Origin of the sequence: Streptomyces sp. YIM 130001, assembly GCF_003574445.1 — a bacterium.
GTDB lineage: Bacteria > Actinomycetota > Actinomycetes > Streptomycetales > Streptomycetaceae > Streptomyces.
The window spans coordinates 85,775-110,614 of record NZ_KZ984569.1; the positions used below are offsets into that span (position 1 = coordinate 85,775).

At 71.6% G+C, this 24,840-nt stretch carries 23 protein-coding genes and 1 pseudogene; 12 read left to right on the forward strand and 12 right to left on the reverse strand.

What is annotated here, in order from left to right:
* Nucleotides 1-226: 226 nt before the first annotated feature.
* Nucleotides 227-712: a hypothetical protein gene (locus DSC45_RS30990; protein WP_119295322.1), complete on the reverse strand. Its 486-nt coding sequence runs from the start codon at nucleotides 710-712 to the stop codon at nucleotides 227-229.
* Nucleotides 713-1,412: 700 nt separating this feature from the next.
* Here DSC45_RS30990 and DSC45_RS30995 point away from each other — a divergent pair.
* From DSC45_RS30995 to DSC45_RS31005, 4 genes are all read left to right on the forward strand, one after another.
* Nucleotides 1,413-2,999, forward strand: a complete 1,587-nt coding sequence (locus DSC45_RS30995) for an FAD-dependent monooxygenase (RefSeq protein ID WP_119295323.1) — start codon at nucleotides 1,413-1,415, stop codon at nucleotides 2,997-2,999.
* Nucleotides 3,000-3,159: 160 nt separating this feature from the next.
* Nucleotides 3,160-3,246, forward strand: a complete 87-nt coding sequence (locus DSC45_RS36975) for a putative leader peptide (protein ID WP_346426687.1) — start codon at nucleotides 3,160-3,162, stop codon at nucleotides 3,244-3,246.
* A gap of 77 nt (nucleotides 3,247-3,323) precedes the next feature.
* Nucleotides 3,324-3,977: a cupin domain-containing protein gene (locus DSC45_RS31000; protein WP_119295324.1), complete on the forward strand. Its 654-nt coding sequence runs from the start codon at nucleotides 3,324-3,326 to the stop codon at nucleotides 3,975-3,977.
* Nucleotides 3,974-4,372: a rhodanese-like domain-containing protein gene (locus DSC45_RS31005; protein ID WP_119295325.1), complete on the forward strand. Its 399-nt coding sequence runs from the start codon at nucleotides 3,974-3,976 to the stop codon at nucleotides 4,370-4,372. Before DSC45_RS31000 ends, DSC45_RS31005 begins: the two co-directional genes overlap by 4 nt.
* A 26-nt stretch (nucleotides 4,373-4,398) precedes the next feature.
* Here the strand turns inward: DSC45_RS31005 and recX are convergent, their stop codons facing one another.
* Nucleotides 4,399-5,229 carry a recombination regulator RecX gene (gene recX, locus DSC45_RS31010; protein WP_119295326.1) on the reverse strand — a complete coding sequence of 277 codons (831 nt, stop codon included), beginning with the start codon at nucleotides 5,227-5,229 and terminating at the stop codon, nucleotides 4,399-4,401.
* Nucleotides 5,230-5,232: 3 nt separating this feature from the next.
* Nucleotides 5,233-6,369, reverse strand: coding sequence for a recombinase RecA (gene recA / locus DSC45_RS31015; RefSeq protein ID WP_119295327.1), 1,137 nt, complete (start codon nucleotides 6,367-6,369; stop codon nucleotides 5,233-5,235).
* Nucleotides 6,370-6,706: 337 nt separating this feature from the next.
* Between recA and DSC45_RS31020 the strand changes: the two genes are divergently transcribed.
* Nucleotides 6,707-7,321, forward strand: a complete 615-nt coding sequence (locus DSC45_RS31020; protein WP_119295328.1) for a dihydrofolate reductase family protein — start codon at nucleotides 6,707-6,709, stop codon at nucleotides 7,319-7,321.
* An 11-nt stretch (nucleotides 7,322-7,332) separates the two neighbouring features.
* On the opposite strand, the pseudogene DSC45_RS36670 reads toward DSC45_RS31020, so the two are convergent.
* Nucleotides 7,333-7,526: pseudogene (locus DSC45_RS36670) on the reverse strand (transcriptional regulator); the annotation flags it as partial.
* Nucleotides 7,527-7,642: 116 nt separating this feature from the next.
* On the opposite strand from DSC45_RS36670, the gene DSC45_RS31030 reads away from it, so the two are divergent.
* The 3 genes from DSC45_RS31030 to DSC45_RS31040 all read left to right on the forward strand — a co-directional run bounded on the left by DSC45_RS31030 (nucleotide 7,643) and on the right by DSC45_RS31040 (nucleotide 12,013).
* Nucleotides 7,643-8,854, forward strand: coding sequence for a sensor histidine kinase (locus tag DSC45_RS31030; RefSeq protein ID WP_119295356.1), 1,212 nt, complete (start codon nucleotides 7,643-7,645; stop codon nucleotides 8,852-8,854).
* Nucleotides 8,851-9,525 carry a response regulator gene (locus DSC45_RS31035; RefSeq protein WP_119295329.1) on the forward strand — a complete coding sequence of 225 codons (675 nt, stop codon included), beginning with the start codon at nucleotides 8,851-8,853 and terminating at the stop codon, nucleotides 9,523-9,525. The genes DSC45_RS31030 and DSC45_RS31035 overlap by 4 nt, the downstream gene beginning before the upstream one ends.
* A gap of 277 nt (nucleotides 9,526-9,802) precedes the next feature.
* On the forward strand, nucleotides 9,803-12,013 hold the full coding sequence (locus DSC45_RS31040) for an MMPL family transporter (protein ID WP_119295330.1): 2,211 nt from the start codon (nucleotides 9,803-9,805) through the stop codon (nucleotides 12,011-12,013).
* A gap of 117 nt (nucleotides 12,014-12,130) precedes the next feature.
* Here DSC45_RS31040 and DSC45_RS31045 read toward each other — a convergent pair whose 3' ends face one another.
* Both DSC45_RS31045 and DSC45_RS31050 read right to left on the reverse strand, forming a co-directional pair.
* Complete coding sequence (locus tag DSC45_RS31045; protein ID WP_119295331.1) at nucleotides 12,131-13,261, reverse strand: AI-2E family transporter; 1,131 nt, start codon at nucleotides 13,259-13,261, stop codon at nucleotides 12,131-12,133.
* A 206-nt stretch (nucleotides 13,262-13,467) separates the two neighbouring features.
* The gene (locus DSC45_RS31050; RefSeq protein ID WP_119295332.1) at nucleotides 13,468-13,662 is read right to left on the reverse strand and encodes a DUF3046 domain-containing protein; all 195 of its coding nucleotides are present in this window, start codon (nucleotides 13,660-13,662) and stop codon (nucleotides 13,468-13,470) included.
* 79 nt (nucleotides 13,663-13,741) lie between these two features.
* Between DSC45_RS31050 and DSC45_RS31055 the strand changes: the two genes are divergently transcribed.
* Nucleotides 13,742-14,710, forward strand: a complete 969-nt coding sequence (locus DSC45_RS31055) for a hypothetical protein (protein WP_119295333.1) — start codon at nucleotides 13,742-13,744, stop codon at nucleotides 14,708-14,710.
* Nucleotides 14,711-14,755: 45 nt separating this feature from the next.
* On the opposite strand, the gene DSC45_RS31060 is transcribed toward DSC45_RS31055, so the two are convergent.
* From DSC45_RS31060 to DSC45_RS31070, 3 genes are read right to left on the reverse strand one after another with little or no spacing between them, the layout of a single operon-like run.
* Nucleotides 14,756-15,064, reverse strand: a complete 309-nt coding sequence (locus DSC45_RS31060) for an AzlD domain-containing protein (RefSeq protein WP_119295334.1) — start codon at nucleotides 15,062-15,064, stop codon at nucleotides 14,756-14,758.
* Nucleotides 15,061-15,903: an AzlC family ABC transporter permease gene (locus DSC45_RS31065; RefSeq protein WP_240434953.1), complete on the reverse strand. Its 843-nt coding sequence runs from the start codon at nucleotides 15,901-15,903 to the stop codon at nucleotides 15,061-15,063. The genes DSC45_RS31060 and DSC45_RS31065 overlap by 4 nt, the downstream gene beginning before the upstream one ends.
* Entirely contained in the window at nucleotides 15,900-16,856 is a 957-nt protein-coding gene (locus tag DSC45_RS31070) for an AraC family transcriptional regulator (RefSeq protein WP_119295335.1), read from the reverse strand. The genes DSC45_RS31065 and DSC45_RS31070 overlap by 4 nt, the downstream gene beginning before the upstream one ends.
* A 56-nt stretch (nucleotides 16,857-16,912) precedes the next feature.
* Between DSC45_RS31070 and DSC45_RS31075 the strand changes: the two genes are divergently transcribed.
* Genes DSC45_RS31075 through DSC45_RS31085 form a run of 3 tightly spaced genes read left to right on the forward strand, consistent with a single transcriptional unit; the run spans nucleotide 16,913 to nucleotide 23,227 of the window.
* Nucleotides 16,913-21,553, forward strand: coding sequence for an ATP-dependent helicase (locus tag DSC45_RS31075; protein WP_119295336.1), 4,641 nt, complete (start codon nucleotides 16,913-16,915; stop codon nucleotides 21,551-21,553).
* Between the two features lie 55 nt (nucleotides 21,554-21,608).
* Nucleotides 21,609-22,430 carry an Fpg/Nei family DNA glycosylase gene (locus DSC45_RS31080; protein WP_119295337.1) on the forward strand — a complete coding sequence of 274 codons (822 nt, stop codon included), beginning with the start codon at nucleotides 21,609-21,611 and terminating at the stop codon, nucleotides 22,428-22,430.
* Nucleotides 22,431-22,462: 32 nt separating this feature from the next.
* Nucleotides 22,463-23,227 (forward strand): SDR family NAD(P)-dependent oxidoreductase, encoded by a 765-nt coding sequence (locus tag DSC45_RS31085; protein WP_119295338.1) that lies wholly within the window; start codon nucleotides 22,463-22,465, stop codon nucleotides 23,225-23,227.
* Here the strand turns inward: DSC45_RS31085 and DSC45_RS31090 are convergent.
* From DSC45_RS31090 to DSC45_RS31100, 3 genes are all read right to left on the reverse strand, one after another.
* Nucleotides 23,175-23,516: a hypothetical protein gene (locus DSC45_RS31090; protein ID WP_119295339.1), complete on the reverse strand. Its 342-nt coding sequence runs from the start codon at nucleotides 23,514-23,516 to the stop codon at nucleotides 23,175-23,177. The two genes, DSC45_RS31085 and DSC45_RS31090, sit on opposite strands and share 53 nt — an antisense overlap.
* 211 nt (nucleotides 23,517-23,727) lie before the next feature.
* Nucleotides 23,728-24,198 (reverse strand): Dps family protein, encoded by a 471-nt coding sequence (locus tag DSC45_RS31095; protein ID WP_119295340.1) that lies wholly within the window; start codon nucleotides 24,196-24,198, stop codon nucleotides 23,728-23,730.
* 178 nt (nucleotides 24,199-24,376) lie between these two features.
* Nucleotides 24,377-24,760, reverse strand: coding sequence for a helix-turn-helix domain-containing protein (locus tag DSC45_RS31100; protein WP_119295341.1), 384 nt, complete (start codon nucleotides 24,758-24,760; stop codon nucleotides 24,377-24,379).
* Nucleotides 24,761-24,840: the final 80 nt, after the last annotated feature.

Sequence of the window (24,840 nt, forward strand, 5' to 3'; positions counted from 1 at the left end):
TCCGGCGAACTTCCGGAGATGTCAGCGGTGAGTGTTCAGCCGCTACCAACAGGCATGCCCCGCCGCTTCACGTAAATCTTGCCGAAGCCGCGTTCACTCGCACACCGACAAAGAGTTCTGCTCCGCGATTCCGTGGTCGGAACCGCCCCGTGAAGACCCGCCGATAACCAAGAACGCGGACGGGCCGGTCGGGAGGCGCTCTCCCGACCGGCCCGTGACGTGCCAGCTACTTCGCAGTGAGCCAGACCCGCGCGACGCTGCTCGTGGGCCACGCGATGTCGCCCTCACCCGGCACGCCGGTCGATGCGTCACCTGAGTTCGTGGCGTGGTACTTGAGGCCCTTTTTGGCCTTCATCGTGACGGTGTTGGTCCAGCAGGTCTTGCCCAAATTGCAGCCCTTGGGGTCGGCGTGTGTGTAGTCCTGGAGCTTGCCCTTCCGGTAGCTCGACAGAGCGGCACTGGGGCGCAAGATAGTGACGTTCTTTTGGCACTTCATGTAACCGCGGGCCTTGATCTTGCCGCTTTTCTGCCAAACCTTCACGTAATTGCGGCACTTGTTGTAGCTCTTGCCCCAGTCTGAGTCGGAGTTCGCCGCCTTGGCTGCGAACTCCGCGTGACCGTCTGCGGGTGCGGCCTGGGCGGCCGCGCCTGTCATGAGGATGCAGGCGAGCGCGGCGGTGCTGATACCCGCCCCGCGCATGGTCTTGCGCATAGTCCGTCCCCTTGTTGTCCGTGCCCCCGCGTGGGACAGCATCGATTTCAAAGGTAGGAGAGGGGCGAGGCCAGAAGTAGGGGAGTTGAGGGACTATTGAGCTTCGGGGTGGGGGATGTGGCGAAACGCCAGAGCACGGCGCCTCGGTTTCCTGAACCGAAGGACGGCGGAACAAAGCGCCCTGGACGAGCCTCGTCACGGCCCCGGGGCCGCGAAGGCGCCGTTCGTGAACAACATCGCGGCTCCTCCCGGAGCCACGGCGTACGTCGCCATCGTCCGCGCAGTTCCGGGCCACCAGGCGCGTCCTATTGCCTCGGGTCACCAGTGGGGGGCCGGGGCTGAGGGTGACGCGTTTCAGCGTGCACCAGCGCCTTTTGAGCCGGCGGAGGTGCGCTCGCCGAGAACGCGAAGGTCTCTGGTCAGGATGCGCCTGGCGCAAGTGTCGGCGTCGAGGGCTCGTTCGGACCTCACAGTGCAGACGTGGCACGACCACTCGCGTCACCATCGTGCACGTAGAGTCGCGAGATGAGTGTTCCGCGGTCGCGCCTACAGTCGGTCGGCGAAGTTTGTCGGGACCAACAGTCACTTGACGCAGGGCAGCGGCAGTGGGTTGCATACGTTCTGTGATCGCGCACCCCGCTCCATGCGTCCCTCCTGGTACGAGTCCCAGGGCAGCTCTCGCAGCGGGGAGCCGCACGCCGTGGATCCGGTGATCGTCGTCGGGGCGGGGCCCGTCGGGCTCACGCTCGCGCTCGCGCTCGCACGTCAGGGCGTGCCGTCGGTGGTGCTCGACGAAGGTTCCGGGAAGGACGAGCAACGGCCCGCGCGCACCGCCGTCCTGCGTGAGGACACCGCCGCACTCGTCGCGCGCCTCTGCGACGTCCCGCTGGCCGGTTCCCGCCTCACCGGCTGGCGTTCGTACCGCCGCAAGCAGCAGGTGCGGGCGGTCGCCTTCGATGCGGACGAACTGCCGCCGGTCCACCTCGTCCAGCACGTTCTCACGGGTGCGTTGCGTGAGGCTGTCGCCGAGGAACGGCTCGTCAAGCTGGCGGTGAACAGTCGTCTCGACTCCGTGGAGCAGGAGGCGACCGGCCTGACGGCACACACCCGCGGGCCCAACGACACCTGGTGGCGCGGTAGTTACCTGGTGGGCTGCGACGGGCCGCGCTCGACGGTGCGCAAGCTTCTGGAGATCCGGTTCCCGGGACGTACTGCGGTGGAGCGGCATGCGGTGGCCGCGCTGCGGACCGAACTGCCCCTGACCGGCGAGGCATTGCTGTACCGCATGCCACCGTGGCGCGGCGCCGGCCCGGAGATCGCGGTGCGTCCGCTGCCGGAGGGGGCCTGGCGGATCGACTGGCTGCTGCCGTCCCGTAGTGAACTGGTCACCCCCGACGCCCTGGTGGCCCGCGTCCGGGACACGCTCGCCGCGCTGTGCGGCGGTGGCACTCCCCCGTACGAACTGCTCGACACAGGTGTGCACACCGTGCACCACCGGCTCGCCCGGCGGTGGCGGTCCGGCCGTTGTTTCCTCGCCGGGGACGCGGCGCATCTGCTCGGGGCACTGGGGACCCAAGGACTCGACGAAGGGCTTCGCGACGCGGACAACCTCGCCTGGAAGCTGGCTCATTGCTGGCACCACGGCGAGTCGCGGGCCCTCCTCAGCAGCTATCAGGCCGAACGGCGCAACTCCGTCGCCGCCCGCCTGCGGGCCGCCGACCAGTCGCTTCCGATACTGCGTGGGGGCGGCGGTCTGCGTTCCTACGTGCCCGGCAGCGCCCGCGGACACGACGGTCTGCTCGCGGACGGACATCTGGGACGCGGGCCGCTCGGCGCCGTGCCGTCCTACGCGCGTTCGCCGCTCGCACCCGAGACCGCGGAATCGGAGACAGCGGTGGGGACGGTGCCCGGTACACCGATCGCCGACGTGCCGGTCACCGCTCCGGACGGGGCGACCGTTTCACTGCGGGACCAGCTCGGCCGTGGCCATCTCCTGGTGGTCCTCGTCGCACCGGGCACGGGTGTGTGGGACCGGCGGCACTGGCTGAAGGCCGGAGTGATGCCTCGGCTCGCGGCGGCCGTCTCGGCTCTGCCGATGCCTGCCGAGCTACTGGTGGCCGAGGACTATCCCGGCGCGGCGGCGCACACCGTCCTCCTGGTACGGCCCGACGGCCATCTGGTCACTGCACTCGCGGGGGTAAGGCCCGACGCGCTCCACGCTGCGGCCGACGCTGTGCGGGGCGGGGAGCCGGCCCAGGAGGAGCCGGAGGTACGCGCCGGACGCTGAGCCCGCGCGATGGTCGATGCATCGCGGCCGGCCGCTCGTCCGCGATCGCTCGGCGTCGGCGGATCGAGCGGCGTGCGGCCGCCGATCCGTCCGTGAGCGCGCCGTGACCGCAGTACGGACAGCGTTTGACCAGGCGTGGCCGTCGTGCTGTACTCCGGCCATGAGTGACACCAGCCGACGCCTGTGGCGACGGGTCCATATGGACCTCGTCCGCTACGCGGGCTGCGTCTGTCGCCCGTCCTGCTGAATTCGCCCTTCCGTACTTTTCGCGCGCCGCACTCCGTTGCGTCTGTGCGCATCCCCAGCGATTCCAGGACGGCATCCATGTCTGTGTCCCACACGTCCAGCACGCCCGCCTCTACGACCGCTCCCGAAGCGGCCGCCACCATCGGCACGGCTGACATCACGTCAAATCCCGAGCCCACGGCCGCCGTTACCGCCGTGACCACGCCTGGACTCAGCACGGCGCACGCCGACGCCACGCATCCGCCCACCCAGGCCGAGCTCCTGGCCTTCGTGCGACGCACCGCCGCCGACTCCGAACTCGTCGCCTCTCTGCCGCTCGACCCCGAGGGCCGAACCTGGGCCCGTCTCGAGGGGCCCGGCGGGAGCGAAGCCTGGCTGATCGGCTGGCCGCCCGGTACCGGGACGGGCTGGCACGACCATGCCGACTCGGTCGGGGCCTTCATCACCGCCTCCGGCGAACTGACCGAGAACGCACTGGCCGTACGTCTTCCCGGCGAAGGGTGGAAGACCCTGGAACTGGCGGAGGGCGTCGACCGTCACCGGACGTTGTCCGCGGGACGCGGGCGTGCCTTCGGCAGCCACCATGTGCACGAGGTACTCAACGAGTCGGCCGACGTCCACGCCGTCTCCGTGCACGCGTACTACCCACCGCTCCCCTTGATGCGCCGCTTCAGCCGCAGCGGTTCCGTGCTCCGGCTCGAGCAGGTCGAGCGGCCGGAGGACTGGCAGTGAGCGAGCCGGTGTCCATCGACGATCACCTGGAACGGGTACGGACGGGCCTCGACCGGATCGGCCCGGCGGAGGCACACCGGGCCGCCGCCGACGGCGCATTGCTGGTCGACATCCGGTATGCGGAGCTGCGCGAGCGCGACGGGCTGATCCCCGGCGCGCTCGTCGTCGAGCGCAACGAACTGGAGTGGCGGCTCGATCCGCGGGGCAGCCACCGGCTCCCGGAGGCGACGGACCACGACGTGCGGGTCGTGGTGGTCTGCAACGAGGGCTACGCCTCCAGCCTTGCGGCCGCATCGCTCAAGTCCCTCGGCCTGCACCGTGCGACGGACCTGATCGGGGGATTTCAGGCCTGGCGCGCAGGCGGCCTCCCCGTACAGGCGCCGACGGAGGACTGAATCGGGCCGGCGCACGCGCACGGCCCTCAGAAGCCGCCCTGCTCGAGGTCTTCCGTGTCCTCGCCTTCCTCCTCCAGCGCACGCCGGACCACGCGCAAGGCCAGGCCCTCCGCGTAGCCCTTGCGGGCAAGCATCCCGGCCAGCCTCCGCAACCGGCGGTCGCGCTCGAGCCCTCTGGTCGACCGGAGTTTGCGCGCGACCAACTCGCGGGCGGTGTCCTCCTCGCGCTCGGCGTCGAGTTGCCCGACCGCCTCGTCGATCGTCGCGGAATCGACGCCCTTGGTACGCAGTTCGCGTGCCAGGGCGCGTCTGGCCAGGCCTCGGCCGTGGTGTCGGGACTCCACCCACGCGTCCGCGAACGCCGCGTCGTTGATCAGGCCGACTTCCTCGAAGCGGGACAGCACCTCGTCCGCCACCTCTTCGGGGATGTCCCGCTTGCTCAGGGCATCTGCGAGCTGCTTGCGAGTGCGGGGCGTCCCGGTGAGCAGGCGCAGGCAGATCGCCCGCGCCCGCTCAGCCGGATCCTGCTCCCGCTCACGCGACTCCCCCGCCCCGGCCCTCGACGGGTCGGGGAAGCCGCCGCTCTGTCGCCCGGAACGCTCCGGACCGCCGAACCCGCCCCGGGAGCCGCGGGATCCACGGCCACCGCGACGGCCTCGGCGTGACGCATCGCCCCTGCTGCGCGCGTACCCCTCGTCCCCCGTCTCGTCGGCATCCCGGGCCCCTGGATCGACTACCTCGCCCCGGGAGCGCTCGTACTCGTACTGCGAGCGGCCGGACGTGCCCCCCGCGCTGCTGCCTGGACCCGGCCGGTCACCGGGCCCGAGCTCCTCCGGCCAGTCCGTCCTGCGCACCACGGATCAGCTCTTGGCCGCCGCGGCCTTCGGCGTCTTCCCCTTCGAGGCCGGCGCGGGCACCGTCTTCGCGTCCTTGGCCTCCGCATCGGCTGACGGGGCGCCCACCGCGGCGTCCGTACCCGGCTCCGCCTCGGGCTCCTGCGGCTTCACACCGACACCGAGCTTTTCCTTGATCTTCTTCTCGATCTCGTTGGCCAGGTCGGGGTTGTCCTTCAGGAAGTTGCGGGAGTTCTCCTTGCCCTGGCCGAGCTGGTCGCCCTCGTACGTGTACCAGGCGCCCGCCTTGCGGACGAAGCCGTGCTCCACGCCCATGTCGATCAGGCCGCCCTCGCGGCTGATGCCCTGGCCGTAGAGGATGTCGAACTCCGCCTGCTTGAACGGGGGTGCGACCTTGTTCTTCACGACCTTGCAGCGGGTGCGGTTGCCGACCGCGTCCGTGCCGTCCTTCAGGGTCTCGATGCGGCGGATGTCGATGCGCACCGAGGCGTAGAACTTCAGCGCCCGGCCACCGGTGGTGGTCTCCGGGGAGCCGAACATCACGCCGATCTTCTCGCGGAGCTGGTTGATGAAGATCGCCGTGGTCTTCGACTGGTTGAGCGCGCTGGTGATCTTGCGGAGTGCCTGGCTCATCAGACGGGCCTGGAGACCGACGTGCGAGTCACCCATCTCGCCCTCGATCTCCGCGCGCGGCACGAGCGCCGCGACGGAGTCGATGACGATCAGGTCGATGGCACCGGAGCGGACCAGCATGTCCGTGATCTCGAGCGCCTGCTCGCCGTTGTCCGGCTGGGAGAGGATCAGGTTGTCGATGTCGACGCCGAGCTTCTTGGCGTACTCGGGGTCGAGGGCGTGCTCCGCGTCCACGAAGGCCACCGCGCCGCCGGCCTTCTGGGCATTGGCCACGGCGTGCAGCGTCAGGGTCGTCTTACCGGACGACTCCGGGCCGTACACCTCCACCACGCGGCCGCGCGGCAGACCGCCGACGCCGAGCGCGATGTCCAGCGCCGTCGAACCGGTGGGGATGATCTCGATGGGCTCGTTCGGCCGCTCGCCCATGCGCATCACGGCGCCCTTGCCGAACTGCCGTTCAATCTGTGCGAGTGCGGCGTCGAGCGCCTTCTCGCGGTCCGTACCTGCCATGGGTTCCACCCGATTTGCTTGAGTCGATCGCTTCACGTCCACGACGCTAGCGCGTGCCACTGACAATGCGCTTCGACACCGTCTCCCGCCTGTGGACAACTCCCCGCAGGCCCCTCGTGAACCCCCGGAAACACTGGGCCGGATCTCCCATATGAATGGATGTTCGATTTCCCTGTCAAGCGGAACCGCGCCACGCGCTGCCGCACCGCCACCGCGCGGCGAGGCACGCGCCGTCTCCAACGGTCCGCTCGACGGGCGCCCTTCCTCGGACGCCGAGCCATGGCCAGTGGCGGGCCGCGCGAGATGAGTTCGGGCGGTGAACGGAGTCTGCCTCGGTATGACTCGAATCACCGCGGACATCTCGGTCTCCCTCGACGGCTTCGTCACCGGCCCCGATCCCGGCCCGGCCAACGGCATGGGCGACGGCGGTGACGCCCTGCACTTCTGGGCGTTCTCCGACGACCCCGACGACCAGCGGATCCTGCGTGAAGGGACCGCTCGCTCCGGCGCCGTCGTCCTCGGCCGCCGGCTCTTCGACGTGGTCGACGGTCCGGACGGCTGGGACGACCGGGTCGGCTACGGCGCCCGCGAGGCGACCAGGCCCGCGTTCGTCGTCGTGACCGGCTCGGTACCGGAGTCGGTTCGGCTCGCCGACCTCGACTGGACGTTCGTCACCACCGGCCTGCCGGACGCGGTCGCCGCCGCGCGCGAGCGCGCCGAGGCCGCCTCGGCCACGGGCGCCGAGGACCTCGACGTCGTCCTCATGGGTGGCGGAGCCACTGTCGGCTCGGCTTTCGACGCCGGTCTCGTCGACGAACTGATCCTGCACCTCGCGCCCGTCGTGCTCGGCTCCGGGACCCCCCTGTTCACCGGTGGGACGCCGCGCAGTCTGCGGCAGCGGAGGGTGGTCACGACGCCGAACGCGACGCATCTGACCTACGACATCGGCTGACCCGGCCCGGCCTACGACGTCGTCCGCCCCACGGGGAATCCTCGACTGCCCAGGACACGCAGCAGCTCCATCCGCTCGCGGGCCTCGGCGCCTGCGGGGTGGACACCAGGAGCAGCCGGCCTTCATCAGACGTGGTTTCGCAGTCCACCCGGACACGGCCCCGCGGGTGCATCAACGTCCTGCGGTCGGCCCGCCGGACCCCCACTCGGGGTGGGCACCCGACTCCACGCGCGCGTGGTGTCCGTCAGCGGCTCCCTGCCGGCGGGCACGTCGCGCGGAGCCGGCCGGACCGCGGGGACCGCGGCGCCTATCCTTCAGCGCATGGCCCACCCCACCGTCGCCGGACACCGGCTGAGCGGGCGTGCTGCCGACCTCGCCCTGACACTGCTGGTCTCGGCGTTCGTGATCGCCTGGACCCTGATCGTGACGCGGTACGAGTCCGAGACGACGTCCCGCGCGCTGGGCGGCTGGCTGCTGATCGTCGTCGGCTGCGGCGCGCTGTACTTCCGCCGGCGACGTCCCGTGGCCGTCGCCGCACTCACGCTGCTCGCCTGTGCGGCGTACTACCCGGTGAGCGTCTACGACGGTCCGCTCATGGTCACCTTCGCGATCGCGCTGTACACGGTGGCGGCCGAGGGGCGGTTCGTGGCCGCTGTGATCCTCGCCGTGGTCGCCCTGATCGCCGTAGCCCTCGGCGAGTTCACCCAGTCCTCCGACACCCGCCAGATCGACGACACCTCGCTGGCGATGCTCAGCGGCTGGCTGATCAGTCTGGTCGCGATCGGGCGGGCCCAGCGCACACGGTCGGAGTACCTGCACGAGGCGGAGCAGCGCGCGCTCGCGGCCGAACGCGAGCAGGAGGCGCGCGCCGAGCAGAGCGCGGGCGAGGAACGGCTGCGAATCGCGCACGAACTGCACGATGTGCTGGGCCACAGCATCTCGCTGGTGAACGTGCAGTCCAGCGCCGCCCTGCACCGGATCGGCAAGAAGCCGGACCCCGCGCTCGCACTCGCCTCCGCGGAGGAGGCCCTGAAGGCGGTCAAGGACACCAGCAAGGAGGCGCTGCGCGAACTGCGCGCCACCCTCGGCATGCTCCGCCGGGCGGACGAACCCGCGCCCACAGCCCCCGCGGCCGGTCTGGAGCGGCTCGCGGCGCTCGTCGAGCGCACACGGAGCACCGGTATCGATGTCTCGACAGAGACCGTGGGCAGCCCGTACCCGTTGCCGCCGTCGCTCGACCTGGCCGCGTACCGCATCGTTCAGGAATCGCTGACCAACGTGGCACGGCACTCCGGCGCCGGCCACGCGCGCGTGACCCTCACCTACGCTGACGACGCCCTGCGTGTACGGGTCGACGACAATGGGCGCGGCCAGGGGACCGGCCGCACCGACGGCAGCGGCGTTCGCGGCATGGCCGAACGAGCGAAGGCGTTCGGCGGAGAACTCACGGCACACAACACACCCGAGGGCTTCCGGGTCAGCGCCCGACTGCCGCTGAACCACGACGTCCGGAGCGGAGAAGACCACCCATGACCCCACCGATCCGGGTGCTGCTCGCCGACGACCAGCGCCTCGTGCGGGCCGGCTTCAAGTCCATCCTGGACGACGAGGACGACATCGAGGTGGTGGGCGAGGCCTCGGACGGCGAGGAGGCCGTCGGCCTCGCACGTGAACTGCGGCCGGACGTCGTCCTGATGGACATCCGCATGCCGGATCTCGACGGTCTGGAGGCGACGCGGCACATCACCGCCGACGAACGCCTCGAAGGTGTCCGCGTCGTCATCCTGACCACCTTCGACGTCGACGACTACGTGTACGGGGCGCTCCGCGCGGGGGCTTCGGGATTCCTGGTCAAGGACACCGAACCGATGGAACTGCTGCACGGTGTGCGCGTGGTGGCCAGGGGCGACGCGCTGATCGCCCCGGCGGTGACCCGCCGCCTGATCGCGGAGTTCGCCGGCCGCAGCAGGCAGCCGGATCCGAGCCCCCGCCTGAACGCCCTGACCGAGCGCGAGCGCGAGGTGATGGGCCTGGTCGGCGAGGGGCTGTCGAACGACGAGATCGCCCAGCGGCTCGTGCTGTCGCCCGCCACCGCGAAGACGCACGTGAGTCGCATCATGACGAAGCTGGATGTGCGGGACCGCGCCCAGCTGGTGATCCTCGCCTACGAGTCCGGGATGATCACGCCCGGCTGGCTCCGCTGACAGTGCCCCTGCGCCGTCGCGCTCCACGCGCGCGTAGACGGGCGACAGAGACGGCCGAAACCTGATCCTCCTACGCGCGCGTGCACCACAACTCCCGGAGTACCTGCCTCCGAGGCGCCCACAACCGAGGGGGTACGCGCAGTGTCATCCGTCGGCCGACGACGAGAAGTGAACCGCGGGCGGACGCTGACTCCCTGACCGAGGTCCAGGTCGGCCGGCCACGGCCGACCTCGGTCGTCGGCTGCCACCGTCGGCCGTCTCCTTCGGAGTTGTTCCCATGCCAAGCACTGCACCGCCCACCTCCGGCCGGGCCGGAGTCTTCGCGCGGCTCGCTGCCTTCTCGTACACGCACCGCCGGCGCGCTCTGGTCCTGTGGGTGGCCGTCCTCATCGGCGCCACCGCCTCCTCGATGGCCGTCGGCAGCGCGTACCACAACGACTTCTCGCTGCCGGGCACCGATTCGCAGCAGGCGCAGGACGTTCTGGAGAAGCACGGCGCCACGCAGGCGGACGCGTCGGTGCAGATCGTGCTGCAGGACGACGGCGGCATCCGAGGAGCGGTCGTCAAGCAACGCGTGGACGGGCTGCTCGCGAAGGTCGGGACGCTGCCGAGCGTGCTGGACGTGCGCAGTCCGTACGCGGACCGCGCCGCGGTCTCGCGGGACGGCACCGTCGGCTATGCGACCGTCACGCTCGACGGCGACACGGAGAGCGTCCCCAAGGAAGACGTCCGCAAGATCATCGACGCCTCCGACGCGGCGGCCGGTGACGGGCTGCGCACCGCCGTCGGAGGCGACGCGGCACGCTCCGCCCAGGAGAGCGAGGGTGGCGCGGCGGAAGGCGTGGGCATCCTGGGAGCGCTGGTGATCCTGGTGTTCCTCTTCGGCTCCCTGGTCGCGGCGAGCCTGCCGGTGGTGACCGCACTGTTCGCGGTCGGCACCTCTGTCGGGCTGATCGCGTTGGCCTCCCACCTGGCGACTGTCGCGGACTTCACCCCGCCGATCCTGATGCTGGTGGGTCTGGGTGTCGGTATCGACTACGCGCTGCTGATCTTTTCGCGGTTCCGGGGCGAGCTGCTGCGGGGTACGGAGCCGGGGGAGGCGACCCGCTCGGCCCTCGACGCCGCGGGCCGCACCGTCTTCTTCGCCGGCTGCACCGTGATCATCGCCCTGATGGGTCTCGTGGCCCTGGGCCTCGGGTCCCTGCAGGGAGTGGCGCTCGCGGTGGCGCTGACCGTCCTGGTCACCATGGCCGCCTCGTTGACACTCCTGCCGGCCCTGCTGAGCCTGACGGGCCGCCGCATCCAGCGGCAGGTCGCCGCACGCGCGGCGAAGGCGGAGCGGGCGGAGGGCGCGAGCTGGCGGCGCTGGGCCAGGGGGGTGCAGCGACGGCCGTGGGCGGCTCTGGTGCTGGCGGTGGTCGCGCTCGGTGCGCTGGCCGCGCCCGCCCTGGACATGCGGCTCGGCTTCGCGGACGCGGGTAACGATGCGGAGACGAAGACCAGCCGGCAGGCGTACGACCTGCTCGCGAACGGCTTCGGCCCCGGCTTCAACGGGCCGTTGTTCGTGGTCGCCGACACCGGTGGGGCACCCGACGGAGGCGACACCGCGGGAGCGCGGGCGGCGTCCACCGTGGCCGAGACCCTGGCCGGCGCTCCGGGCGTGGCCGCGACGAGCGGGCCGATGCCGTCGCGGGACGAATCCGTCGCCACCCTCCTGGTGTTCCCCGAATCGGCTCCGCAGGACGAGGCGACCTCGCGACTCGTCGACCGGCTCCGGGACAGCACACTTCCGCCCTTGGAGCGGCAGACGGGCGCGACGCTCCTGGTCGGCGGCGCCACGGCTGCCACCGAGGACTTCGCGTCCACGGTGTCCGACCGGATGCCGTTGTTCGTCGCGATCGTGGTGGGGCTGTCGACGGTGCTGCTGCTCGTCGTCTTCCGGTCGGTACTGATCCCGCTGAAAGCGGCAGTGCTCAACCTGATCAGCATCGGTGCCGCACTCGGGGCGATCACGCTGGTCTTCCAGCACGGCTGGTTCGGCGTGGAACCGGGACCGATCGAGGCGTTCATCCCTGTGATGATCTTCGCGATCGTCTTCGGCCTGTCGATGGACTACGAGGTCTTCCTGCTCTCGCGCATCCACGAGGAGTGGGAACGCACGAAAGACCCGCAGACCGCCGTACGCGAAGGCCTCGCGGCGACCGGTCGGATCATCACCGCTGCCGCGGCGATCATGATCGTGGTGTTCGCCGCGTTCGTCATGAGCCCCGACCGCATGCTCCAGCAGTTCGGTCTGGGCCTGGCTGTGGCGATCCTGCTCGACGCCGTGGTCATCCGCTGCCTGATCGTCCCCGCGGTGATGCAACTGATGGGTACGCGCGCGTGGTGGCTGCCCGGCCGGCTCCGCCGGCTGCTGCCCGAGGTCCGGCTGGAACGGCACGAGCGCCCCTCCCCCGAGGAGACGGTGCCTGAGCCGCAGCACCGGTGAGCGGGCGGTGACGGCCTGGCCACCGCGGGCCGAGGGGTCGGCCCGCGGTACCTCCGCGACGTCATCGGCGCGGGTCGTGCCGTCGGCAGCAACGCGGCCTCTGCACGAGCAGCCCGGCTACGGGTCCTCCGGCGCCGAACCGCTGGGCGTCCGCAGCTGCCTGCGCAGCCGGGCGAGCAGCGGAGCGCCGCCCCTGCGACGGCCGAGCACCCGGGGGTCGTCCGTCACGTCGTAGCGCCGCACGTACGCCCCCAGGAACGCCTGCAGGGTCGCCACCGCCGGGATGGCGACCAGGGCACCGACGGCCCCCAGCAGGGCCGTTCCCGCGATGACCGAACCGAAGGCGACCGCGGGGTGGATGTCGACGGTCTTCGCGGTCAGCTTCGGCTGCAGCATGTAGTTCTCGAACTGCTGGTACACCACCACGAAGATCAGCACCCACAGCGCGTACCAGGGGTCCACGGTGAACGCGATCAGCATGGGCAGCGCACCGGCCAGATAGGTGCCGATGGTGGGCAGGAACTGCGACACCAGGCCGACCCAGACCGCGAGCGCCGGGGCGTACGGGATGTCGAGGGCCTCGAAGAGGACGTAGTGCGCGACACCCGAGATGAGGGCCATCAGGCCGCGCGAGTAGAGATAGCCGCCGGTCTTGTCGACGGCGATCTCCCAGGCCCGCAGTACCTCCGCCTGCCGCGCGGGCGGCAGCACCGAGCACAGGGCGCGGCGCAGCCGCGGCCCGTCGGCCGCGAAGTAGAACGAGAACAGCAGGACGGTGAGCAGCTGGAAGAGGCCGCCCAGCACCTGCGCCGAGACGTCCAGGACGCCCGAGGCGCTGTTCTGGACGTACTTCTGCAGCCAGTCGGAGTGCACGATGCTGTCCTGCAGCTCGAAGCGCGAAAGCTCCGTGTGGAACGTCGAGTTGATCCAGCGGATCACCGTGTCGAGGTACTTCGGGAAGTCCTCGACCATGTCGACGATCTGCCCGGCGAGCATCGATCCGAGCATGGTGACGAAGCCCGCGGCCGCGACGATCACACCGAGGAAGACGATCGCGGTGGCCCATCCCCGGCGGACTCCGTGATGGGACATCCGGCTGACGGCCGGCTCCACGGCGAGCGCCAGGAAGAACGCGATCAGGATGTTGATCAGCAGACCGGTCAGCTGATGGAACGCCCAACTGCCCAGCTGGAAGCAGGCGATCAGGGCCAGCGCCAGCACCATCGCGCGGGGAAGCCACCGCGGCATGCGCTCCGCGCCACCGGGCGTGGGAGGGGCGGGAGGCACCGCAGGAGGCGGTGGGTCGGTGTCGCGCAGATGCTCTTCAGTCGATGCCACGGGCCAAGTCTCGCGCATCCGGAAGGTGCCCCCGCACGATGTGCCCGCGTCGCCCGCTCCGGCACGTCGCACGTCGGGGCGCCGCCAGCCCTCAGAGCCGTTGCCGCCGGGGACGCTCAGCGGTGTTCTGCCGGCACTCCCATCGCTGTACAGACGGCACGCCACACATCCTTGGCCTCCCACCCCGCGTCCAGCGCGTCGTGCACCGTCCGTCCGCTGAGTTCGGCCATCACATGGTCGCGCGCGAAGGTGTCCGCATAGCCCGCACCGAAGTGCTCGTCCATCCGCTCCCAGAAAACCGTCAACCGCATGACTCGATTATCGCGCCCCTGAGAGTGCAGCCGAACCGGAACCATGTGCCTCACGCACACGGCGGCCTACGTTCGACGCATGGCTGATTCCACGGCATACGGAACGTCTCCACGCGCGCGTGCAGACGCGTTCCCCGGGCCCGCCCGGCGTACGTCGCTCGCGCATGCCGAGCAGTTCGTCTGGCTCACCGCGCGCGTCCTCGAGCAGCGCCGGTTCGCCCACCACTTCCTCGGCGGGACCGCCGACGGCGTCGACAGCGCCTTGAGCGCGTACGGCAACGAGGACGGCGGGTACGGGCACGCACTCGAGCCCGATCTGCGCGGTCCCGTGAGCCAGCCGCTTCACACGGCGCACGCCCTGCGGGTGCTCGACGGGATCGGACGCTGCGGCGGCCAGCGCGCGGAGCGCGTCTGCCGGTACCTGTCGGACGTGTCGACCGCCGACGGTGCGCTGCCCGCGATCCATCCGAGCCAGCGTGGTTATCCGTCGGCGCCGTTCGTGCCGATCGTCGACAACCCGCCCAGCGATCTCCTGGCGACCGGCCCGGTGGTCGGCGTGCTGCACCGTAGCCAGGTCTGGCACGCCTGGCTGTTCCGCGCCACCGACTTCTGCTGGTCGGCCGTGGAGGCTCTCGGTACGACGCACCCGTACGAGATCCAAGCGGCTGTCGCCTTCCTCGACGGTGCCGCCGATCGTCCCCGCGCCGAGGCGGCGGCCGCGCACCTCGGCCGCCTCGTCAGGGAACAGCGGCTCGCGGTCCTCGCCCCCGGGCGGCGGGAGGACTGGCCGGTGGCGCCCGGTTACGCGCCCGGTGAGCACCACTTCCCGCACGACTACGCGCGCGTGCCCGGGTCGCTCGCCCGCTCCTGGTTCACGGACGCGGAGATGGCACGGTCGCTCGACTTCCTGGCGGGCGAACAGCGGGAGGACGGCGGCTGGCCCATCCATTGGCGGGAGTGGGCCCCTGGCACAGCACTGGAATGGCGTCCGATCGTCACCATCGAGGCTCTCCTGACATTGCGCGCGTACGGGCGATTGCCCGGCTGACCGAGGACCGCACGCGCGCGTGAACCACGGTCCACGCGCGCGTGGTCAGCCGGCCATGGCGCGCACGCCCGCCGTGACGAGGACCGCCACCCCGATGATCACCAGGAAGGGTGCCCGCAGCAGGAACGCGGCGCCCGCAGCGGCCAGACCGGCGGCCTTGGCGTCCAGGATCAGGTGGGCTCCTTCGCCGAAGGTCTGCTGGGCGGTCAGCGCCGCGAGCAGTGCCACCGGCAGGAGCGCGGCCATCCGCTGAACCATGGGCCGCTCCAGCGCTCCGGCAGGTACCAGGAGTCCGAGCAGTTTGACGGCGTAGCAGCCGACTGCCGTGAGTGCGATCGCGAGCCAGATGTTCACCGTTCGTCCTCCGGTGCGTGAGCGTCGTGCGTGGGCTCCGTGCCGGGCCCGGGCGTCGAAGTGCCCGCATCCTTCGCGGACTTGACTTGTGTGTCCCCGGACTCCGGGGATGCGGTGCGGTCCTGCGGCCGGTCCCTGTCCGGCCCCTCGCGCCTCCGGCGCGCCCTGACCCCCTCCGCGTAGAGCACCGTGGGCGCCGCAAGGGCCGCCACGAGAACCGGTACGCCCGCGGGGAGCACCGGCAGCAGTCCCAGACCGACCACGACCGCGAGCAGCGCCACAGCGCGCTCCGTGGTGGTCCGCAGCATCGGCGCGAGCAGCGCGAGGAAGGTGGCCGGTCCCGCCGCGTCCAGACCCCAGGCCGCGGTGTCGCCGATCGCGTCCGCGCCCAGGGCGCCGAGCAGCGTGGTCAGGTTCCACAGGACGTAGAGCGTGAGTCCCGTGACCGTGAACCCGATCCGGCGGGCACGCCGGGTGGGCTGCGCCAGGGTCACCGCCGTCGTCTCGTCGATCACCCAATGCGCCGCGAACGGCCGCACCGCGCGTGGGAGGGCCAGCAGCTGCGACAGCCTGAGCCCGTAGAACGCGTTGCGTACCCCGAGGAAGAACGCACCGGCGGCAGCGGTCAACGGATTGCCGCCGCCGGCCAGCGCACCGACGAGGGCGAACTGCGAGGCGCCCGTGAACACCAGCAGGCTCAAGGCGCACGTCTGGAGAACGTCGAGACCGTTGCCGACGGATGTCACGCCGAAGGCGAAGCCGGAGAGGCCGACCGCGACCCCGACCCCGAGCGCGTCCCTGACGACGGCGGAATCGGCCTTGTCCACCGGGGCGGTCAGCGTTTCCCCGGCTTCCCCGGGGCCTGCGGATGCCGCGCCGGACCCCGGTCCTTCACCGGCGCGGACTGCTGCGGATGCTGTCTGTTCTGCCACGTCGGCGACGCTACGGGCCCTGCCGACGGCAGGTCTTGTACGTTCTTGCGCTCGCGCACATAGGCACCGGGCGGCACCCCGACGATGCGCCGGAAGTGGCGGTTGAGATGCGGTTGGTCGGTGAAGCCGACCGCGGTGGCCGCCTGTGCGGGCGTACCGCCCTCGTCGAGGAGACGGCGGGCGCGACGCACGCGCGCGTTGGTGAGCCAGGCGTGCGGAGGCATTCCGTACGCCTGGCGGAACGCCCGGAGCAGAGCGAACGGGCTGGTGCCGAGCTCCTTGGCGAGCTCCTCGAGGGACGGGGGCTGCTCCATCCGTTCCTCGAGCGCCGCACGCGCGCGTGCCGCCTTCCCCGAGCCGGCGGAGACCAGCGTGCGCGCGGGCAGTGACGTGCCGTACTCCCGGAGCAGCCGGACGACCAGGACGCGCAGGACGCTGTCGGCGGCCAAGGCGTTGCCCTCCTCCGCAGCCCGGTGGACCTCACGTATCAGATGCGCCCCGTGCGGATCGGTGACGTCCGTCTCGGCGAAGCCCGGAGTGCCCCGTATCCCGGTGATCTCGGCGGCGACCGTGGCGACGAACTCCGCCGACGGATAGAGCGTCGAGTACGCCCAGCCCTCCGGCGCCCCGGCCCGCGCCGCGTGGGGCACCTCGGGATTGATCATCACGACGCTGCCGGGGGCGGCGTGGACGGTGCCGCCGGGCATCACCACGTCCTCGATCCCGCCACTGACCGCGCCGAGCACATAGCCCTCGTGACTGTGCCGGGGGAAGGCGTGCCGCACGTACCGGGCGCGGAGCAGATCGACGCCCGGCAGTTGCGCGGGCTGCCAGTAACGCGCCCATTCCTGCTCGGCCATCCTCACATCCTCGCAGGTCCGGGCGATTGTCAGTGATGCGGTGCACGATGGGGGACATGGCCGGGACTGCTCTGGATTCCTTCTCCCCCGCGACGCGCAACTGGTTCGCGGGGGCCTTCTCCGCGCCCACGGCCGCCCAGGAGGGAGCCTGGCGTGCCCTGGACGAGGGGTCCGACGTCCTGGTGGTGGCGCCCACAGGTTCCGGCAAGACACTCGCGGCGTTCCTGTCCGCGCTCGACAAGCTCGCCCACACCCCGCCGCCCGCCGATCCGAAGAGCCGCTGCCGGGTGCTCTACATCTCGCCCCTGAAAGCCCTCGCGGTCGACGTCGAGCGCAATCTGCGCTCGCCCCTGACAGGCATCAAGCAGGAGTCGGTACGTCTCGGCCTGCCCGAGCCGGAGGTCAAGGTCGGCATCCGCTCGGGCGACACCCCCGCCGCCGAGCGCCGCGCCCTGGCCTCCCGGCCGCCGGACATCCTGATCACCACGCCCGAGTCGCTGTTCCTGATGCTCACCTCCGCCACCCGCGAGGCTCTCGCCGGCATCGACACGGTGATCCTCGACGAGGTGCACGCGGTCGCCGGCACCAAGCGCGGCGCGCACCTCGCCCTGTCCCTCGAGCGCCTCGACAAGCTGCTGCCCCGCCCGGCCCGCCGTATCGGCCTGTCCGCGACGGTGCGTCCGGTGGACGAGGTGGCACGCTTCCTGTCGCCCCAGCGGCGCGTGGAGATCGTCCAGCCGCCGTCCGGCAAGGAGTTCGACCTGTCGGTGGTGGTGCCGGTCGAGGACCTCGGAGAGCTGGGCGGCTCCCCCGCCGCCGACGCGGACGACGGCCAGGCCGAGCGCCCCTCGATCTGGCCGCACGTCGAGGAGCGGATCGCGGACCTGGTCCAGGCCCACCGCTCGACGATCGTCTTCGCCAACTCCCGCCGCGTGGCGGAGCGTCTGTGCAATCGGCTCAACGAGATCGCGTACGAGCGGGCCACCGGCGAGGCGATGCCCGAGGACCACTCCCCGAGCGAGGTGATGGCCCAGTCGGGCGCGGCCCGCGGGGCACCGCAGGTGTTGGCCAGGGCGCACCACGGCTCGGTCTCCAAGGAACAGCGCTCCCAGGTCGAGGAGGACCTCAAGGCGGGCCGGCTCCCCGCGGTGGTGGCGACCTCGAGTCTCGAACTCGGCATCGACATGGGCGCGGTCGACCTGGTCGTCCAGGTGGAGTCACCCCCGTCGGTGGCCTCCGGTCTGCAGCGGGTCGGGCGAGCGGGGCACCAGGTCGGCGCCGTCTCCACCGGCGTCGTCTTCCCCAAGTACCGCGGCGACCTGGTGCAGTCGGCCGTGGTCACCGAGCGGATGCGGGACGGCGCCATCGAGGCCCTGCGCGTGCCGGCCAATCCGCTCGACGTGCTGGCCCAGCAGCTGGTCGCCATGGTCGCCCTCGACTCCTGGCAGGCGGACGACCTGCTCGCGGTGGCGCGGCGCGCGGCCCCGTTCTCCTCGCTGCCGGAGTCCGCCTTCACCGCCGTACTGGACATGCTGGCCGGCCGCTATCCGTCGGACGCCTTCGCGGAGCTCAGGCCCCGCGTCGTCTGGGACCGCGTGGCAGGCACGGTCACCGGGCGGCCCGGCGCCCAACGCCTGGCGGTGACCTCCGGCGGCACCATCCCCGACCGTGGCATGTTCGGCGTCTTCCTGGCCGGCTCGGACCCGCGCAAGGGCGGCGGCCGGGTGGGCGAACTGGACGAGGAGATGGTCTACGAATCGCGCGTCGGCGACGTCTTCACCCTGGGCACCAGCTCCTGGCGGATCGAGGACATCACCCGCGACCGGGTCCTGGTCTCCCCCGCTCCCGGAGTGCCGGGCCGACTGCCGTTCTGGAAGGGCGACCAGCTGGGCCGCCCGCTCGAACTCGGCCGTGCGCTCGGCGCGTTCCTGCGCGAGCTGGGCGGTCTGGACGACGCGGCCGCCCGAGCACGCCTGACGGCCGCGGGCCTCGACGCCTGGGCGGTGGACAACGTCCTGGCGTACCTGGCCGAGCAGCGCGAGGCCTGCGGCCACGTCCCCGACGACCGGACCGTCGTCGTCGAGCGTTTCCGTGACGAGCTGGGCGACTGGCGGGTGGTCGTGCACTCCCCGTTCGGTGCCCAGGTGCACGCACCGTGGGCGCTGGCCATCGGTGCCAGGCTGACCGAGCGCTTCGGGATGGACGCACAGGTCATGCACGCCGACGACGGCCTGGTCCTGCGACTGCCCGACGCCGACCTGATGGGCCTCGACCTGCTCGACCAGGACCCGGCCGATACCGGCGCGGAGTATGACGCGGAGCAGGCGCCGGTGGGCGCGGCCGACATCGTCCTCGACAAGGGCGAGGTCGAGCGCACGGTGACCGACGAGGTCGGCGGATCGGCGCTGTTCGCCTCCCGGTTCCGCGAGTGCGCGGCCCGCGCACTGCTGCTCCCCCGGCGCAGTCCCGGCCGGCGCACCCCGCTGTGGCAGCAGCGTCAACGCGCGTCGCAACTCCTGCAGGTGGCAAGCGAGTTCGGCTCGTTTCCCATCGTCCTCGAGGCGGTGCGCGAGTGCCTGCAGGACGTCTTCGACGTTCCGGGCCTGACGGAGCTGATGGGTGACATCGAGGCCCGCCGGGTGCGCCTGGTGGAGGTCACGACGCCCCAGGCGTCCCCGTTCGCCCGCTCCCTGCTGTTCGGTTACGTCGCGCAGTTCCTCTACGAGGGCGACTCCCCGCTGGCGGAGCGCCGCGCCGCCGCACTGTCCCTCGACTCCCGGCTCCTGGCCGAGCTCCTCGGCCAGGCGGAACTGCGCGAACTGCTCGACGCCGACATCCTCACCGAGCTCGAGCAGGAGCTGCAGTGGCGCACCGAGGACCGCCGGGTCAAGGACGCGGAGGGCGTCGCCGACCTGCTGCGCCTCCTCGGCCCCCTGACCGAGGCCGAGTTGGCCGAGCGCGGCGCGGACCCGGCGTGGGCGGCGGACCTGGCAGCCACCCGCCGCGCGATCCCGGTGCGGATCGCCGGCGCCCCGTACTGGGCCGCGGTGGAGGACGCGGGCCGGCTGCGGGACGCGCTGGGCACGGCACTTCCGGTGGGGGTCCCGGAGGCGTTCACCGAGCCGGTCAAGGATCCACTCGGTGATCTCCTGGCCCGGTACGCACGTACCCACGGACCGTTCACCACGGCGGCCGCCGCGGCGCGTTTCGGCCTGGGCGCCGCCGTCACCGAGGGCGCGCTGCAGCGGCTCGCGGGCGCCGGACGGGTGGTCGAGGGCGAGTTCCACCCGGCAGGCATCGGTCAGGAATGGTGCGACGCCACCGTGCTGCGGCGACTTCGGCGCCGTTCACTCGCGGCGCTGCGCCAGGAGGTCGAGCCGGTGCCACCGACGGCTCTGGCCGGCTTCCTGCCCCAGTGGCAGCACCTGGACAGTCAGCGGGTGCACGGCATCGACGGACTGGTGCGCGCCGTCGAGCAGTTGCAGGGTGCGTCGGTGCCCGCCTCCGCACTCGAGAAGCTGGTCCTGCCGTCCCGGGTCCGCGGATACGGACCCGCGCTGCTCGACGAATTGACCACCACCGGTGAGATCGTCTGGGCAGGCGCGGGCTCCCTGCCAGGCAAGGACGGCTGGATCTCGCTGTATCTCGCCGATGCCGCACCTCTGCTGCTGCCCGAGCCGCACCCGCTGGAGCCGACCGCGCTCCATCAGTCGGTGCTCGACACCCTCGCCGGCGGGTACGGCTTGTTCTTCCGCCAGATCGCCGACCAGATCCGTGCCACGACGCACCCCGACGTACCGGACCCCCAACTGGCCGACGTCATCTGGGAACTGGCCTGGTCGGGCCGTCTCACCAACGACACCCTGGCGCCACTGCGCTCCCTCCTCGGCTCCGGCCGCACCGCGGGCTCGACGGCACACCGCGCCAAGCGGAGCATCCCGCGCGGACGGTACGGAGCGCTGTCCGGCGCACGTCCGAGCTCACGCACCGGCCCGCCGACCGTGGCGGGCCGCTGGTCCCTGCTCCCACCCCGCGAGCCGGACGCCACGGTGCGCGCCCACGCACTGGCCCGCACACTCCTCGACCGGCACGGAGTGGTCACGCGCGGCGCAGTGGCGGCGGAGGGCGTCGAGGGCGGTTTCGCCGCGGCGTACCGCGTCCTGTCCGTCTTCGAGGACAGCGGCCAGGCCCGCCGCGGCTACGTGGTGGAGGGACTCGGCGCAGCTCAGTTCGCGATGGACGGCGCGGTGGACCGCCTGCGCGCGACGGCGAACGCACAGGAGCGCGAGGACCAGCACGACAGCCCGCGCGCCATCGTCCTCGCGGCAGCCGACCCCGCCAACGCCTACGGCGCCGCCCTGTCCTGGCCGGAGCCGCCATCCGGGGCGAGCCACAAGCCCGGCCGCAAAGCGGGCTCGCTCGTCGTCCTGGTCGACGGCTCCCTGGCCCTGTACATGGAGCGCGGCGGGAAGACACTGCTCGCCTGGCCGGCCGGCGCCGAGGAGGAAGCCTCGCCCGACGACCCGCGTCTGCGAGCAGCAGCCGAGGCTCTGGCAGGCGCGGCCGCAGCCGGTTCCCTCGGCACGGTCACCGTGCAGCGCATCAACAGCGCACCGGCCCTGACCTCCCCGCTCGGCCCCCTCCTCGAGTCGGCCGGCTTCCACGCGACACCGCGCGGCATGCGCATACGGGCATGACCCTCCCGGCGCACCGCACCGGCGCCACCCCAGGCCATTTCGGCATCATGGACCCATGCCCGAAGGAGACACGGTCCACCAGGCCGCGAAGCGGCTGCACACCGCACTCGCCGGCCACGTACTGACCCGCTCCGACCTGCGGGTTCCCAAGTACGCCACCGCTGACCTGACGGGCCGCACGGTCCTGGAGGTGGTCCCGCGGGGCAAGCACCTGCTGACCCGCTTCGAGGGCGGCCTCACGCTCCACTCCCACCTGCGGATGGACGGCTCCTGGAAGGTGTACGCCGCCCACGACCGCTGGAGCGGCGGCCCCGGCCACCAGATCCGCGCCATTCTCGGCACCGCCGAGCGCACCGCGGTCGGCTACCGCCTCCCCGTCCTCGACCTGCTCCGCACCGACACCGAGGAGCGCGTGACCGGACACCTGGGCCCGGACCTGCTCGGCCCCGACTGGGACCCGGACGTGGCCCTGCAGAACCTCCTGCGCACCCCCGAACGCCCCCTCGGTGAGGCCCTCCTCGACCAGCGCAACCTGGCCGGGATCGGCAATATCTACAAGTCGGAACTGTGCTTCGTGGCAGGCGCCACTCCCTGGCTGCCGGTCGGCGAACTCCCCGCCACCGTCCCCGACCGGCTCGTCGCCGCCGCCAAGCGACTCCTCGAAGCCAACCGCGACCGCCCCGGGCGCTCCACCACCGGCCGCCGCGACCAGCTCCTGTACGTATACGGCCGGGCCCCGCGCCCCTGCCTTCGCTGCGGCACATCCGTACGCTCGGCCCAGCAGGGCGACGGAACCCGCGACCGCCCCACGTACTGGTGCCCGCGCTGCCAGTCGGGCCCGGGCCCGACGCCCGGAACGCCCCGACCAACCAATTGACGACCCGTCAGAAAACCTCGTACGGTCCGGACATGCCCGTCAAGGCGTACGACCTCACCGGCCGCACCGCGTTCGTCACCGGCGCGGCGAGCGGAATCGGACGCGCCACCGCGGTCCTCCTCGCGGAAGCCGGCGCCACCGTGCACTGCGCGGACCGTGATCCGGAAGGCCTTCGCGAGACCGCGTCCGCGATCAGGCCCTCGGGCGCCACCGCGCACACCCACACCCTGGACGTCACCGACCGCGAGCAGCTCCGCGCCGCGATGGACCGGGCCGAAGGGCTCACGGTGCTCGCCGCCGTCGCCGGCATCATGCACAGCAGCACGGTCCTGGAGACCACGGAGGCCGACCTCGACCGCGTTCTGGCCGTGAACTTCAAGGGCGTTCTGTACGCCTGCCAGGAGGCGGCCCGTTCGATGATCGCCGCCGGTCGACCCGGCAGCATCGTCACCATGGCCTCGGGCGCGGTCGACACAGGCGGCTCCGGACTGCTCTGCTACGGCGCCTCGAAGGCAGCCGTCGTCCAGCTCACCAAGACCCTCGCCACGGAGGTCGGCCCGCACGGCATCCGCGTCAACGCCGTCGCGCCCGGCTGGATCCGTACCCCGATGACGGACCGGCACGACGCCGAGGCACAGGCGAGGACCGTACGGCAGCTCACTCGGATGTCCCCGCTCGGCCGGGTCGGCGAGGCCGAGGACGTCGCGCACGCCGTACTGCATCTCGCCTCGGACGCCTCGTCGTTCACGACGGGCCAGATCGTCCGCCCCAACGGCGGCGTCGCCATGCCCTGGTGACCCCACCCCGCCACCGCTCCGGGAGCCCCCTCGATATCGCCTCGCCGGCCGGTATCGCCTCGCGCGGCTTTCCCCCGGGGGACGTCACTGCGCGCCGCACCCCAGCGGCCCGCTCGCGCGGCACACAGTGCACCGGCAGCAGACTCAGGCCCCACCCTCCGGCCGCGACCGCCCCCTCGAGCACCCCCGCCGCCTCCGGCACGAACACCACCCGCAGCACGGCCCACCACCACACCAGACCCAGGCCGAGCGCACCGAGGACCCGCCACCGCACACTGCGTCCTGCCATGGCAGCCTCCTCAGGCAGACACCGGACGGCCGACTCTTCTGCCCGCCCCGGAGTCCCGGTCTACCCACCGGAACTTCCGGGCGACCACCGTCCGGCAGAGCGCACGAAGGCGTGCGCACCGCTCGGGCGTACGCGGCGCACCCCGCACCCGTCCGGACCGCTCTACGGCGCACAGCGCGAAGGCACGGCGTGCAGGGGCGGCGCGCGCCCGTCAGCTGTTCTCCGCCTGGAACATCCAGTGATGCTTCTCGAGGTCCGCAGTGATGCCGATGAAGATGTCCTGGCTCACCGGGTCGGGATCGCCGGTCGCGACGACCCGTTCCCGCATGCGCGTGATGACCGCGCCGAGCGCGTCCACCAGCGTGCCGACAGCGTCCCGGTCCTTGACCCAGCCCTCCTGCACGGCCTCGATCCCACTGCTGGCCGCCACGGTCCCGGCCCTGCCGTCGGGCGGCACCCCGAGCGCCGAGGTCCGCTCCGCCACCGTGTCGGAGTGCTGCCGCGCCGTGTCCACCACCTCGTCGAGCTGCAGATGCACGGACCGGAAGCGCGGCCCGACCACGTTCCAGTGGACCTGCTTCGCCACCAGCGAGAGGTCGATCAGATCGACGAGGGCGCCTTGCAGCGCCTCGGACACCGTCTTCAGGTCCGCATCGGTCAGCGGACTCTTCACCACGTTCATGCATGTCCTCCTAGGCCCGGTCCCCGAGCCACGAAATCCCCGAGAAGGCACATATCCACATCAACCATGGCACAGGCGATCGAACGCTGACACTCGGCGACCGTCCGCGCACAGCGACAGAGCCCCGACCGGACAACCCGGTCGGGGCTCTGCAAGCTTGCTGGTGATCGCCGCCGCGTCAGGCCGCCACGACATCCACCGCTTCGGCCGGAGCCTTGATCGTGACGCGTTCGGGCGGTACTCCGGTGACCGACACCGAATTGAGCATCGGGCGTACTCCGGCAGTGACCGGTTCACGCACCGGCTCGGCCGCAGCGGACTCGGCCAGCTCGGCGAGCGAGAGCTCGTCGCTGACCTCGCGCATGAGCTCGGACATCCGTACGTCAAGCGCGTCGCAGATCGCGGAAAGCAGCTCGGAGGAAGCCTCCTTCTGCCCCCGCTCCACCTCGGAGAGATAACCGAGCGAGACTCGGGCGGAGGAGGAGACTTCGCGCAGAGTACGGCCCTGGCGCTGGCGCTGCCGACGCAGCACGTCACCCAGCAGGCGACGGAGCAGAATCATCGGTGGCTCCCTCCTCGGACCGTGTAACCGCATCCTTCACGCCCCACCGTACCGCCTCGCGCGGCGGCCGTGCGGGGAGC